Raw genomic sequence first — 12,880 nt, 5'->3', positions numbered from 1 at the left:
GAATGCCTACGCTCTCGCTGGTGTTCAGTACCGAGAGAAGGCCCGGCGCACCATGACGATCACCGCAGACGACATCGCCCTCCACCCCGTGCTCGAGCGGGCCCGCGAGGCCGCGCGAGGCATCGGCCTGCCCTACGCGGGTGGCATCGCCCCCGGTGAGGCCTGGTCCCTGGCGCAGTCCGGGGACGCCGTGCTCGTCGACGTGCGCTCGGCCGAGGAGCGCAAGTTCGTGGGCCAGGTGCCCGGTGCCGTGCACGTCGCCTGGGCGAGCGGCACGGCCCTGACGCGCAACCCGCGCTTCGTGCGCGAGCTCGAGGCCAAGGTGAAGCATGAACAGGTGGTGCTGCTGCTGTGCCGCAGCGGCAGGCGCTCCGCGCTGGCGGCCGAGGCCGCGACCAAGGCCGGGTTCGCCGCCGCCTTCAACGTGCTCGAGGGTTTCGAGGGCGAACTCGACGGCGCCAACCACCGCGGCAGCGCCGACGGCTGGCGTTTCCGCGGCCTGCCGTGGGTGCAGGAGTGAGCGGCGGTGTGACTCCGGGGCTGGCCGACATCGTCGCCCAGCTGCGCCGCGCCCGAGAACGCTGGCGCGATGGGCAGCACCGCGTGCGCGAGGTGGGTGGCCGCGAGCTGCCGTCGCGTGAAGCGCTGTCGGCCATCGTCGCCGGCCTGCGTGGCGCGCTGTTCCCGATGCGCCTCGGCCCACCCGACCTGCGCCAGGACCACGAGGATTTCTACGTCGGCCACACGCTCGACACCGCGCTCGGTGCGCTGCACGGCCAGGTCCAGCTGGAGCTGCGCCACCAGGCGCGCAGCGGCACGGAGGAGGCCGCGGCCACCGAGGCGCGGGCGCTGGAGGTGGTGCGTGAGTTCGGCGCCGCGCTGCCGGCCATCCGCGAACTGCTCGACAGCGACGTGCTCGCCGCGTACCGCGGCGACCCGGCGGCCCACAGCGTCGACGAGGTGCTGCTGTGCTACCCGGGTATCCACGCGATGATCCACCACCGCATCGCCCACCAGCTGCATGGGCTGGGCGTGCCGCTGCTCGCCCGCATCGTCGCCGAGCTGTCGCACGGCGAAACGGGCATCGACATCCACCCCGGCGCCCGCATCGGGCCTGGCTTCTTCATCGACCACGGCACCGGGGTCGTGATCGGCGAGACCGCCGAGATCGGCCGCGACGTGCGGCTGTACCAGGCCGTCACGCTGGGCGCCAAGCGCTTCGTCACCGACGAGGACGGCCAGCTGCAGAAGGGCGGCGCACGCCACCCGATCGTCGAGGACGAGGTGGTGATCTACGCGGGGGCCACGATCCTCGGGCGCGTCACCATCGGCCGGGGCTCGGCCATCGGCGGCAACGTGTGGCTCACGCGCAGCGTGCCGCCGGGCAGCCGCATCACGCAGGCGCAGTCGAGGGAAGGCGACCCGGACACCGGGCGCACGCTGCTGTAGGGGATGGCATGTCGAGCGACAAGAACATGGGGGAACGCTTCGGGGCGGCGGTGCGCCGGCTGCGCGAGGCGAGGGGGTGGTCGCAGGAACACCTGGCGGGTGAAGCCGAGCTGAACCGCTCGTACATGGGCGAGATCGAGCGCGCCACGGCGATGCCGTCGCTCGCCACGGCCGCGAAGCTCGCGCAGGCGCTGCAGGTGCCGCTGTCGCACCTCATCGCGCATTGCGAAGACCCGGCCGCGGCCTGACGAACGATTTTCCGCGTGTGGTGGCGATAGCCGGTTGAGGACGCGACGGCGCCCCTCGACACTGGTCTCAGTCGTTTTCCAGAGATCGATCCTCGTTTTTCTTCCATAGGAGCTTCCATGTCGGACCTTCAGACCGCGAGCGGCCAGCGCGCCCTCGGCGACAACGCCGCCCGCCAGCTGGCCAACGCGACCAAGACCGCCCCGGTCCTGTCGACCATCAGCCCGCGCTGGCTCACGCACCTGCTGCAGTGGCTGCCGGTCGAGGCGGGCATCTACCGCTTGAACACCGTGCGCAACCCGCAGGACGTGCAGGTGCTGTGCGCCAAGCGTGACGAGGCCGAACTGCCGAGCACCTTCGTCGACTACGAGGAGCAGCCGCGCGAGTACTTCCTGAACTCGGTGAGCACCGTGCTCGACGTGCACACCCGCGTGTCGGACCTCTACAGCAGCCCGCACGACCAGATCAAGGAACAGCTGCGCCTGACGATCGAGACGATCAAGGAACGCCAGGAAAGCGAGCTGATCAACAATGCCGACTACGGCCTGCTGGCCAGCGTCCACCCCGACCAGATCGTCTACCCGCTGACCGGCGCTCCGACGCCCGACGACTTCGACGAACTGCTGACCAAGGTGTGGAAGGAGCCAGCCTTCTTCCTGACCCACCCGCTGGCCATCGCCGCGTTCGGCCGCGAGTGCACGCGCCGTGGCGTGCCGCCGCCCACCGTGAGCCTGTTCGGGTCGCAGTTCCTGACGTGGCGCGGTATCCCGCTGATCCCGTCCGACAAGGTGCCCGTCGCCGACGGCAAGACCAAGGTGCTGCTGCTGCGCGTGGGTGACAAGCGCCAGGGTGTGGTGGGCCTGTACCAGCCGGGCCTCGCGGGCGAGCAGAGCCCGGGCCTGTCGGTGCGGTTCATGGGCATCAACCGCAACGCGATCTCGTCGTACCTGATCTCGCTGTACTGCTCGCTGGCCGTGCAGACGCCGGACGCGCTGGCCGTGCTCGAGGACGTCGAGATCGGCAAGTACCACGAGTACCCGGACACCTACAAGTGACCGGAGGCCCTGTGTCGAACGCCGACGTGCTGAGCCCGGGCTTGCCGCCGGGCGCGCCGGACCCGGCCGCCATCGCGCGGCTGGCCGGTGAACTGTTCGCCGCGCTGCCGGGCCGCAGCGCCGCCGGTGGTGTGCCGGTGCCCTCCAACCCGCAACCCCCGGGCCTGTCGCTGCCGCCGGGCGCCGCCGGGCCGGCCACGCCGTCCGTGGTGCCGTTCGGCGCACTGGCCCCGGGCGCGAACCTCGTGCCGACGTCGCCGCAGCCGCCCGCGAACGTCGCCGCGCAGGCGCCGTCTCTGGTGCCGCACGCGCAGGCACCGAACCACGTGCCCGACGACGTGCTCGGCGCGGCGCCGGCCTACGACGGCCGCGTGGGCAGCCATGCCACCGGACTGCCGCCGCTGGACCTGCCGGGTGCACGCGAGACCTCGGGCCCGTTCTACTTCCTGCAGGACACGGGCATTCCGGAAGCGCCGCTGCCCGCCGCGCCGGGCGGCTTCTACTTCGTGGACACCACGTCGGCCCGCACCCACACGGGCCGCGAGATCCCGCAGGGGCCCGCGTCGGCCCATCCGCCGTTCGACGTGAACGCCGTGCGCCGCGACTTCCCGATCCTGCGGGAGCGCGTGAACGGCCGTCCGCTGGTGTGGTTCGACAACGCAGCCACCACGCACAAGCCGCAGTCGGTCATCGACCGCATCGCGCATTTCTACGCGCACGAGAACTCGAACATCCACCGCGCGGCCCACGCGCTGGCGGCCCGGGCCACCGACGCGTACGAGAAGGCGCGCGAGACGGTGCGCCGGTTCATCGGCGCGTCCTCCACGGAGGAGATCATCTTCGTGCGCGGCACCACCGAGGCCATCAACCTCGTGGCCAAGAGCTGGGGCGCCAGGAACGTCGGGCCGGGCGACGAGATCATCGTGTCCCACCTGGAACATCACGCCAACATCGTGCCGTGGCAGCAGCTCGCGGCCGAGAAGGGCGCGAAGATCCGCGTGATCCCGGTGGACGACTCGGGGCAAGTCCTCCTGGATGAGTACCGGAAGCTCCTGAACGACCGCACGAAGATCGTCTCGGTGACGCAGGTCTCGAACGCGCTCGGCACCGTGGTGCCGGTCAAGGAGATCGTGGACCTGGCACACCGCGCCGGCGCCCGTGCGCTGGTGGACGGCGCGCAGTCGGTCTCGCACATGAAGGTGGACGTGCAGTCCCTCGGCGCCGACTTCTTCGTGTTCTCGGGCCACAAGATCTTCGGCCCGACCGGCATCGGGGTGGTCTACGGCAAGCGGGACGTGCTGGAGGACATGCCCCCGTGGCAGGGCGGCGGCAACATGATCGCCGACGTCACCTTCGAGCGCACCGTGTACCACGCACCGCCCACGCGGTTCGAGGCGGGCACAGGCAACATCGCCGACGCGGTGGGCCTGGGCGCGGCGCTGGAGTACGTGGAGCGCATCGGCATCGAGAACATCGGCCGGTACGAGCACCAGCTGCTCGGGTACGCGACGCACCATGTCAAGCCGATCCCCGGGGTGCGCCTCGTGGGCACGGCGGCCGACAAGGCGAGTGTGCTGTCCTTCGTGCTCGACGGCTACACCACCGAGCAGGTGGGGCAGGCGCTGAACGAGGAGGGCATCGCGGTGCGCACGGGCCACCACTGCGCGCAGCCGATCCTGCGCCGCTTCGGCCTGGAGACCACGGTGCGGCCGTCGCTCGCCTTCTACAACACGTGCGAGGAGGTGGACCGCCTCGTGGCCGTGGTGAAACGCCTGTCGGGCAACCGCCGCTGACGACGGGGGTTGTGGCAGAGTCCGGGGCCATCGCATGCCGATGGCGCCGGGGAGGGCGCCTGCCATGGTGACATCGTTTCGTTCGACCCCCGCCACGCTGCTCGCCTGGGGCGCCAACAGGACGGGGCAGGTCACCGGCCGTCCCGGGCCCGACGTGCTCCGGCCCGAGCCGGTGCCCGGACTGCCGCCCGTGGTCGCGGTCACCGGCAACGGGACCGCGGCACTCGCGCTGGATGCTGACGGGCAGGTGTGGGGATGGGGCCTCGGCATGCACGGCCTGCCCGGCCGGCGGATCGGCGCGGCCGAGGGCTGCGGGCTCGATGGCGGCCTGGTCACCGAACCCGAACTGGCCGTGTGTCCGCCGGCCCGCATCGAGGGGCTGGCCGACATCGTCGACGTCACGATGCACGCCGACAACGCCTGGGTGCGCGACCGCGCCGGGCGCGTGTGGTGCTGGGGCAGTCCACACCACCAGGCACGCCCGAGCGACGCCGGTCCGCAGCCCGTGGATGGCCTGCCACCGGTGGTGCAGCTGGCCACCGACCCCCAGTCCGGCACGGTGTATGCGCGGGACGCCGACGGTGGCCTCTGGTCCTGGGGCGGCGGCTGGGAGGGCGAACTGGGCCGCGGCAAACGCCGGGCCGACCTCGTGCCAGGCCGCGTCGAGTTGCCCGCCCCGGTTCGCACGATCGCCGCGGCGCCCAGCGCCTGCCTCGCACTGCTGGTCGACGGCCGTGTCCACGGCTGGGGGCACAGCGAGTCGGAGATCGGTTTCCTCCCGCCCACCGCGAAGACGCTGCGCGTGATGGCGCCGGTGCGTGTCGAAGGCATCGACGCCGTCGAACACCTCTGGCTCGGCGGCGGCGTGCTGGCGATCTACCGCACGGCCACGGGCGACACCTTCACCGCCGGCATCGGCACCGACCGGCTGTACCCGGCCGACCCGGTGCCGCGAGGCCTCGTGCGACGCCTGGACCTCGACCGCTTCGCGCACTTCGTGCTCGGCCGCCAGTGCGGGTTCGCGGTGGAGTCGAGCGGCGCCGTGTGGAGCTTCGGCCACGCGCAGTGCGGGGCGTTGGGCGACGGCACACCGGACCTCGACGAGGTGCGGGGCCTGGCCCGGGTGCCGCTGGACCTCGCCCCCGCCTTCTCGGCCTTCCACACGGCCTACGGGTTTGCCCGTGCCTGACGGTCAGCCCACGGGCGGCGGGTTCCGTTTCGTGAACGTGCGCCGCTGGTGCCAGTAGGGGTAGGCCGGGGTCACCGCGCTCGCCTCGTCGAGCCGCGCGACCTGGGCGGGGTCGAGCTGGAAGTCCGACGCGCCCAGGTTGTCGACGAGCTGGGCCGCGTTGCGCGCGCCGATCACGATGCCCGACACGGTGGGGCGCGACAGCAGCCAGGCCAGCGCCACCTGCGGGACCGAGCGGCCCGTCTCGGCTGACACCGTCTCCAGCACGTCGGTCACCTTGTACAGGCGATCCTCCGGCACGTCCCACGTGGCGTCGGTGGCCAGCCGGCTGCCGGCCGGCGCCGGGCGGTTGCGGCCGATCTTGCCGCTCAGCTTCGCGCCGGCGAGCGGGCTCCACACGAGCGTGCCCACGTCCTGGTCGAGGCCGAGGGGCATCAGCTCCCATTCGAAGTCGCGACCCACCAGCGAGTAGTACGCCTGGTGCACGACCGGGCGGGGCAGGCCGTGCCGGTCGGCGAGGGCCAGCATCTTCATCAGGTGCCATCCCGAGTAGTTCGACACGCCCACGTAGCGCACCTTGCCCGACCGAACCAGGACGTCGAGCGCGTGCAGCATCTCCTCGACGGGCGTCTGCGCGTCGAACGCGTGCAGCTGGTACAGGTCGATGACGTCCGTGCCCAGGCGCCTCAGGCTGGCCTCGCACGAGCGGATGATCTTCTCGCGTGACGTGCCGATGTCGTTGGGACCATCACCCATCGCCATGCCGGTTTTTGTCGCAATCAGGACTTTGTCGCGGCGGCCGCGGATGGCCGCGCCGAGGATCTCCTCGGACTGGCCGAGCGAATAGGCATCCGCCGTGTCGAACATGTTGCAGCCGTGTTCGAGGGCCACGCTCACGAGCGACGTGGCTTCGTTCGAGTCGGTGTCCCCCCACTTCCGGAAGAACTCCGTGCCGCCGCCGAAGGTGGCGGTGCCGAGCACGAGGGCGGGAATCTTGAGGCCTGAGCCTCCGAGGCGGCGGTACTCCATTCGAGGGACTCCTTCGAGGTACTGAGGGCTGACGCGAGATTACCCGCATTGTTGTGGAATGGATGCGGTTCCAACATACTGTTGTGGCGACGTGGGAGTTTCAGACGGCGCCGCACAGTCAGCCTCCAAAAACACTCGAGGACTTCTTGAAAATGACCAATCTTGTCCGTCCCGCGGCCCTCGCCGCCATTCTGCTCGTCACCAGCGTCTCGGGCTTCGCCGCGACGCTCAGCCCGGCCTGCCAGGCCAAGCACGACGCCGTCGCAGCGAAGATCGCGAAGGCCAAGGAAACCGGCAACTCGGAAGAACAGTCCAGCCTGCAGAAGTCTCTCGCCGCGATCGATTCGCAGTGCACCGACGCCAAGCTCACGTCGATGCACGATTCGGCGGTGAAGAAGCAGGAGGCCACGGTGGCCAAGCGCCAGGCCGAGCTGGACAAGGCCACGGCCGGCGGCAACGCCAGCAAGACCAAGAAGGCGCAGGACAAGCTGAACGCTGCCCAGGCGAAGCTCGACAAGCTGAAGGCGACCGACCCGCTCAAGTGATGGGTCGACGGCCTGCCGTCCGGCAGGCCTTGCCGGGCCCCTCCCGGGGCCCGGTCGTGTTCGTGCGCGTCAGCGCAGCACGTCGAGCAGCCGGTCCAGGCCACCCTCGTTGATGGCGACCATCGCCTGCTCGCGCACCTTCGGCTTCGCGTGGAAGGCCACGGACAGGCCGGCCGCCCCCATCATCGGGAGGTCGTTGGCCCCGTCGCCCACGGCGATGGACTCGGCCGGCGTGCAGCCGGCCTGCTCGCAGGCGAGCAGCAGCTGTTTTTTCTTCTCGGCGCCGTCGACGATGTCGCCGATGACCTCACCTGTGAGCAGCCCCGCCGCGTTGATGCCGAGCACGTTCGACTGCGCCCGATGGATCTTCAGGCGGTCGCGCACGCGGTCCGCGAAGAACGTGAAGCCGCCGGACACCAGCAGGCTCTTCAGGCCCGCGGCGTGCACCGCGGCCAGCAGCGTCTCGGCACCCGGGTTCAGGCGCAGTCGTTCGGTCCAGACCTGTTCGAGGAACGTGGCGGGCACCCCTTTCAGCAGCGCGACGCGGCGGCGCAGGCTGTCCTTGAAGTCGGTGATCTCGCCGCGCATCGCGGCCTCGGTGATGGCCGACACTTCGGCCTTCTTGCCGGCGGCGTCGGCGATCTCGTCGATGCACTCGATGTTGATCAGCGTCGAGTCCATGTCGAACGCGATCACCTTGAAGCGGGACAGGGGCAGGGGGGCGGTGAAGCCCTGGATCACGAGGCCGGGTTGGAATTCGGTGGTCATGGTGGCGTGGGATGGGTAGGGGTCAGGCCTCGGCCTTCGGCTGGCCGAGCTGGCGCAGCACGTCGCGGATGAGCTGGGCCCGGTCCTTCGGGTCCTTGGTCTCGCGCTCGATGCGCAGCTTGTCGTTGCCGGCGAGCTTGATGTGGCGGTTCTTCTGCACGAGCTCGATGATGCGGATGGCGTCGATGGGCGGGTTCGGTTTGAAGTTGAGCACCATCAGCGCCGGCGCGGCGTCGATCTTCACCACGCCGTAGGGCTTGGCGAGCACGCGCAGGCGGTGCACGTCGAACAGGGTCTGGCCCTGCGGCGGCAGCTTGCCGAAGCGGTCGGTGATCTCCTCGAGCATCGCGTCGATCTGGTCGGCCTTCTCGGCCGAGGCCAGCCGCTTGTAGAGGCTCAGGCGCGTGTGCACGTCGCCGCAGTAGTCGTTGGGCAGCAGCGCGGGGGCGTGCAGGTTGATCTCGGTGGTGACCGACAGCGGCGAGAGCAGGTCGGGCTCGCGCCCGGCCTTCAGCGAGCGCACGGCTTCCGACAGCATCTCGTTGTAGAGCTGGAAGCCCACCTCCATCATGTTGCCGCTCTGGTTGTCGCCGAGCACCTCGCCGGCGCCGCGGATCTCCAGGTCGTGCATCGCGAGGTAGAAGCCCGAGCCCAGCTCCTCCATGTTCTGGATGGCTTCCAGGCGCTGCGAGGCCTGCTTCGTGAGGCCTTCGACGTCCGGCACGAGCAGGTAGGCGTAGGCCTGGTGGTGGGAGCGGCCGACGCGGCCTCGCAGCTGGTGCAGCTGCGCGAGGCCGAACTTGTCGGCGCGGCTGATCACGATGGTGTTGGCGCTCGGCACGTCGATGCCGGTCTCGATGATGGTGGAGCACAGCAGCACGTTGTGGCGCTGGGCCACGAAGTCGCGCATCACGTGTTCCAGCTCGCGCTCCGGCATCTGGCCGTGGGCGATGGCGATGCGGGCCTCGGGCAGCAGCTCCTGCAGCTTCTGCAGGCGGTTGCCGATGGTCTCGACCTCGTTGTGCAGGAAGTAGACCTGACCCCCGCGCTTGAGTTCGCGCAGCACGGCCTCGCGGATGGTGCCGCTGCTTTCGCTGCGCACGAAGGTCTTGATGGCCAGGCGCCGCTGCGGCGCGGTGGCGATCACGCTCAGGTCGCGCAGGCCTTCGAGGGCCATGCCCAGCGTGCGCGGGATCGGCGTGGCCGTCAGCGTCAGCACGTCGACCTCGGCGCGCATCGCCTTCACGGCCTCCTTGTGGCGCACCCCGAAGCGGTGTTCCTCGTCGATGATCAGCAGGCCCAGGCGCTTGAACTTCACGCTCTGGCTGATGAGCTTGTGGGTGCCGACGACGATGTCGATCGTGCCGTCGGCGATGCCTTCCATCGCGACCTTGATTTCCTTGGCGGAGCGGAAGCGCGAGAGTTCGGCCACCTTCACCGGCCACTTGCCGAAGCGGTCGGAGATGTTCTGGTAGTGCTGCTCGGCCAGCAGCGTGGTGGGCGCGAGGATGGCCACCTGCTTGCCGGCGTTCACCGCCACGAACGCGGCGCGCAGCGCCACTTCGGTCTTGCCGAAGCCCACGTCGCCGCACACCAGCCGGTCCATCGGCTTCGGCGAGATCATGTCCTGGATCACCGCGTGGATGGCCGCCTTCTGGTCGGGCGTCTCCTCGAAGCCGAAGCTGGACGCGAAGGCCTCGTAGTCGTGCGGCGTGAAACGGAACGCGTAACCCTCGCGCGCGGCGCGGCGGGCGTACAGGTTCAGCAGCTCGGCCGCGGTGTCGCGCACCTGTTCGGCGGCCTTGCGGCGGGCCTTGTCCCACTGGCCCGAGCCCAGCTTGTGCAGCGGCGCCTCTTCCGCGCTGACGCCGGTGTAGCGGCTGATCAGGTGCAGCTGCGCGACGGGCACGTACAGCGTGGCCTTGTCCGCGTATTCGAGGTGCAGGAACTCGCTCGGGCCGTCGCCCAGGTCGATGTTCATCAGGCCCACGTAGCGGCCGATGCCGTGGTTCGAGTGCACGACCGGGTCGCCCACCTTCAGCTCGGACAGGTCCTTGATCAGCGCGTTGACGTCGCTGACCTGTTCCTGCTTGCGGCGGCGGCGGGTGGTCGGCGTGGTGGCGAACAGCTCCGTCTCGGTGACGAACTGGATGCCGGGCTCGGTCCAGAAGAACCCCTCGGCGAGCGGCGCCACGGCGATCGCGAACTTCTCGTCACCGCTTTCGAACGAGATCAGCCCCTCGACGCTCGGCGGGTCGATCTTGCTGTCGCGCAGCAGCTCCAGCAGGCTCTCGCGGCGGCCGGCGCTCTCCGCGACGATCAGCACTCGGTGGGCGGTGCTGGCAAGGTGCTGCTGCAGGCGCTTGAGCGGCTCGGGTGCGCCGCGGTCGATGCTGAGGTCGGTGAGCGGGCGGGCCCAGTCCACGGGCTCCTTGCCGCGCACCGCCAGCGCGGGATGGGCGTTGGCGAGCGTGAAGAAGTCCTCCGCGCGCAGGAACAGGTCCTCCGGCGGCAGGATGGGGCGCTCCTTGTCGTGCTGCAGGAAGCGGTGGCGCTCGCGGGTGTCGGTCCAGAAGCGCTTGAGCGATTCGTCGACCTCGCCGTGCAGCACCACGGCCGCGTCCTCGCCGAGGAACTCGAAGATGGTGGCGGTCTGGTCGAAGAACAGCGGCAGGTAGTACTCGATGCCGGCGGTGGCGATGCCGGTGCCGATGTCCTTGTAGAGCCGCACCTTGGTCGGGTCGCCCTCCATGCGCTCGCGCCAGCGGGCGCGGAACGCGGTGCGGGCGTCGTCGTCCATCGGGAACTCGCGGCCGGGCAGCAGGCGCACCTCGGGCACGGGGTACAGGCTGCGCTGGCTGTCGGGGTCGAAGGTGCGGATGCTGTCGACCTCGTCGCCGAACAGGTCCACGCGGTACGGCACCAGCGAGCCCATCGGGAACAGGTCGATCAGGCCGCCGCGCACGGCGTACTCGCCGGGGGACACCACCTGGCTCACGTGCGTGTAGCCGGCCAGCGTGAGCTGGGACTTCAGCGCGGCCTCGTCGAGCTTTTCCTTCTGTTTGAAGTGGAACGTGTACGCGGCGAGGAAACTGGGTGGTGCGAGGCGCACGAGCGCGGTGGACGCGGGCATCAGCACCACGTCGACCTCGCGCTGCTGGATGCGCCACAGCGTGGCCAGGCGCTCGGAGATCAGGTCCTGGTGCGGCGAGAACGTGTCGTAGGGCAGCGTCTCCCAGTCGGGGAACACGGCGATGCGCAGCTCGGGCGCGAAGAAGGCGAGTTCGTCTTCGAGCCGCTGCGTGTCGGCGGGCTCGGCGGTGAAGACGGCCGTGAGGCGGCCGCTCTCTTTCTGGGCCTGCGCGAACCGCGCGAGCAGCAGGGCGTCGGACGAACCGACCGGGCGGGGCAGCGTGAACCGTTTTCCGGGGGCGAGGGTGGGCAGTTGCATGCGGAGTCGACGAACCAAACCAGAACGCCCCGGAAGGCCTGTGACGGCCCCGGGGCGGTGAATGACGGATTATAGAATTCGCATGCTTCCGACGACCCGATGACCGAACACATCCCTCCTGACCTGTATGCCGTGGTGCCCTGCGCGGGCGTGGGGCAGCGCGCCGGCGCCGGCGGCCCCAAGCAGTACGCCGACGTGGCGGGGCGCAGCCTCGTGGCCCACACGCTCGAGGCGCTCGCCGCGGTGACCCGCCTGAAGGCCGTGCTCGTGGTGCTGAGCCCGGGCGACACCGCGTTCCCGGTCCATGCGCCGGATTTCGCGGGCTGGGTGTGCCACGGCGGCGGGGCCACCCGCGCCGACACCGTGGCCCAGGGCCTGCGCGAACTGCTCGCCCGCGGGGCGCGGCTGCACGACTGGGTGCTGGTGCACGACGCGGCGCGTTGCCTCGTGCGGCCCGAGTGGATCGACACGCTGATCGACGCGTGCCTGCCCGACCCGGTGGGCGGCCTGCTGGCCCTGCCGGTGCCCGACACGCTCAAGCGCGAGTCGGACGGCCGCGTGGGCGAGACCGTGGACCGCGGCGGCATGTGGCAGGCCCAGACACCGCAGATGTTCCGGCTGGGTCCGCTGATGGCCGCGCTGGCCTCGGCCACCGGCAACGTCACCGACGAGGCGAGCGCCATCGAGGCGACGGGCCAGCGTCCGCTGCTCGTGCCGGGCTCGCTCGAGAATTTCAAGATCACCTGGCCGGCCGACTTCGCGCTGGCCGAACGCCTGCTGAGGACCCGACCATGATCAAAGGCCCCGTTCCGAAGTTCCGCGTGGGCGAAGGCTGGGACACCCATGCGCTGGTGGAGGGCCGCAAGCTCATCCTCGGCGGCATCGAGATCCCGCACACCCACGGGCTGCTCGGCCACTCCGACGCCGATGCGCTGTGCCACGCCATCACCGACGCACTGCTGGGCGCCGCCGCGCTCGGCGACATCGGCCGCCACTTCCCCGACACCGACCCGCAGTTCCAGGGCGCCGACTCCATCGCGCTGCTGACCGAGGCGGCGCGCCGCGTGCGCGCCGCCGGCTGGCAGATCGGCAACGTCGACAGCACCATCGTCGCGCAGGCGCCGAAGATGGCGCCCCACATTCCGGCGATGCGTCAGCGGCTGTGCACGGCGATGCTGATCTCGCTGGATCAGGTCAACGTGAAGGCGAAGACGGCGGAGAAGATGGGGCCGGTCGGAAGGCTCGAGTCGATCGAGACGCGGGCGATCTGCACGTTGCTGAAGCCCTGACCCGCCATCTCATCCCGGCGCATGCCGGGACACTGTGCGGTGAACGAAGCCCAGGGCCCCGGCATG

The 12,880-nt window shown here is 70.3% G+C and carries 12 protein-coding genes; 9 read left to right on the top strand and 3 right to left on the bottom strand.

The genetic code is table 11. The features are described from left to right. The first annotated feature begins 52 nt into the window (after positions 1-52). The 6 genes from A4W93_RS15635 to A4W93_RS15610 all read left to right on the top strand — a co-directional run bounded on the left by A4W93_RS15635 (position 53) and on the right by A4W93_RS15610 (position 5,732). Positions 53-520, top strand: coding sequence for a rhodanese-like domain-containing protein (locus A4W93_RS15635; RefSeq protein WP_085751485.1), 468 nt, complete (start codon positions 53-55; stop codon positions 518-520). 8 nt (positions 521-528) lie between these two features. Then, entirely contained in the window at positions 529-1,449 is a 921-nt protein-coding gene (gene epsC / locus A4W93_RS15630; RefSeq protein WP_237357551.1) for a serine O-acetyltransferase EpsC, read from the top strand. Between the two features lie 8 nt (positions 1,450-1,457). Next, positions 1,458-1,697, top strand: coding sequence for a helix-turn-helix domain-containing protein (locus tag A4W93_RS15625; RefSeq protein ID WP_085751483.1), 240 nt, complete (start codon positions 1,458-1,460; stop codon positions 1,695-1,697). Between the two features lie 117 nt (positions 1,698-1,814). Then, on the top strand, positions 1,815-2,750 hold the full coding sequence (locus tag A4W93_RS15620) for a family 2A encapsulin nanocompartment shell protein (RefSeq protein ID WP_085751482.1): 936 nt from the start codon (positions 1,815-1,817) through the stop codon (positions 2,748-2,750). A 41-nt stretch (positions 2,751-2,791) separates the two neighbouring features. Next, entirely contained in the window at positions 2,792-4,543 is a 1,752-nt protein-coding gene (locus A4W93_RS15615; protein ID WP_169726612.1) for a family 2A encapsulin nanocompartment cargo protein cysteine desulfurase, read from the top strand. A gap of 64 nt (positions 4,544-4,607) precedes the next feature. Next, entirely contained in the window at positions 4,608-5,732 is a 1,125-nt protein-coding gene (locus tag A4W93_RS15610; RefSeq protein WP_099959914.1) for an RCC1 domain-containing protein, read from the top strand. Positions 5,733-5,735: 3 nt separating this feature from the next. Here A4W93_RS15610 and A4W93_RS15605 read toward each other — a convergent pair whose 3' ends face one another. Further along, complete coding sequence (locus A4W93_RS15605; RefSeq protein ID WP_085751479.1) at positions 5,736-6,761, bottom strand: aldo/keto reductase; 1,026 nt, start codon at positions 6,759-6,761, stop codon at positions 5,736-5,738. A 152-nt stretch (positions 6,762-6,913) separates the two neighbouring features. On the opposite strand from A4W93_RS15605, the gene A4W93_RS15600 reads away from it, so the two are divergent. Beyond that, positions 6,914-7,306, top strand: coding sequence for a DUF1090 family protein (locus tag A4W93_RS15600; protein WP_157782168.1), 393 nt, complete (start codon positions 6,914-6,916; stop codon positions 7,304-7,306). Positions 7,307-7,375: 69 nt separating this feature from the next. Here the strand turns inward: A4W93_RS15600 and serB are convergent, their stop codons facing one another. Further along, the gene (gene serB, locus A4W93_RS15595) at positions 7,376-8,074 is read right to left on the bottom strand and encodes a phosphoserine phosphatase SerB (protein WP_085751477.1); all 699 of its coding nucleotides are present in this window, start codon (positions 8,072-8,074) and stop codon (positions 7,376-7,378) included. Between the two features lie 22 nt (positions 8,075-8,096). Beyond that, positions 8,097-11,525 (bottom strand): transcription-repair coupling factor, encoded by a 3,429-nt coding sequence (mfd, locus tag A4W93_RS15590; RefSeq protein WP_085751476.1) that lies wholly within the window; start codon positions 11,523-11,525, stop codon positions 8,097-8,099. Positions 11,526-11,624: 99 nt separating this feature from the next. Between mfd and ispD the strand changes: the two genes are divergently transcribed. Both ispD and ispF read left to right on the top strand, forming a co-directional pair. Next, the gene (ispD, locus tag A4W93_RS15585) at positions 11,625-12,320 is read left to right on the top strand and encodes a 2-C-methyl-D-erythritol 4-phosphate cytidylyltransferase (protein ID WP_085751475.1); all 696 of its coding nucleotides are present in this window, start codon (positions 11,625-11,627) and stop codon (positions 12,318-12,320) included. Further along, on the top strand, positions 12,317-12,814 hold the full coding sequence (ispF, locus tag A4W93_RS15580) for a 2-C-methyl-D-erythritol 2,4-cyclodiphosphate synthase (protein WP_085751474.1): 498 nt from the start codon (positions 12,317-12,319) through the stop codon (positions 12,812-12,814). Before ispD ends, ispF begins: the two co-directional genes overlap by 4 nt. Positions 12,815-12,880 lie beyond the last annotated feature (66 nt).

This window comes from Piscinibacter gummiphilus (assembly GCF_002116905.1).
Classification (GTDB): domain Bacteria; phylum Pseudomonadota; class Gammaproteobacteria; order Burkholderiales; family Burkholderiaceae_C; genus Rhizobacter; species Rhizobacter gummiphilus.
This window is presented reverse-complemented; position numbering and strand designations above follow the sequence as displayed.

What these genes read in the sequence shown, in the direction of transcription:
- A4W93_RS15635 (WP_085751485.1), top strand. Translation starts at nt 53, where the DNA reads ATGACGATCACCGCAGACGACATCGCCCTCCACCCCGTGCTCGAGCGG.
- A4W93_RS15625 (WP_085751483.1), top strand. Translation starts at nt 1,458, where the DNA reads ATGTCGAGCGACAAGAACATGGGGGAACGCTTCGGGGCGGCGGTGCGC.
- A4W93_RS15620 (WP_085751482.1), top strand. Translation starts at nt 1,815, where the DNA reads ATGTCGGACCTTCAGACCGCGAGCGGCCAGCGCGCCCTCGGCGACAAC.
- A4W93_RS15610 (WP_099959914.1), top strand. Translation starts at nt 4,608, where the DNA reads ATGGTGACATCGTTTCGTTCGACCCCCGCCACGCTGCTCGCCTGGGGC.
- A4W93_RS15605 (WP_085751479.1), bottom strand. Translation starts at nt 6,761, where the DNA reads ATGGAGTACCGCCGCCTCGGAGGCTCAGGCCTCAAGATTCCCGCCCTC.
- A4W93_RS15600 (WP_157782168.1), top strand. Translation starts at nt 6,914, where the DNA reads ATGACCAATCTTGTCCGTCCCGCGGCCCTCGCCGCCATTCTGCTCGTC.
- serB (WP_085751477.1), bottom strand. Translation starts at nt 8,074, where the DNA reads ATGACCACCGAATTCCAACCCGGCCTCGTGATCCAGGGCTTCACCGCC.
- mfd (WP_085751476.1), bottom strand. Translation starts at nt 11,525, where the DNA reads ATGCAACTGCCCACCCTCGCCCCCGGAAAACGGTTCACGCTGCCCCGC.
- ispD (WP_085751475.1), top strand. Translation starts at nt 11,625, where the DNA reads ATGACCGAACACATCCCTCCTGACCTGTATGCCGTGGTGCCCTGCGCG.
- ispF (WP_085751474.1), top strand. Translation starts at nt 12,317, where the DNA reads ATGATCAAAGGCCCCGTTCCGAAGTTCCGCGTGGGCGAAGGCTGGGAC.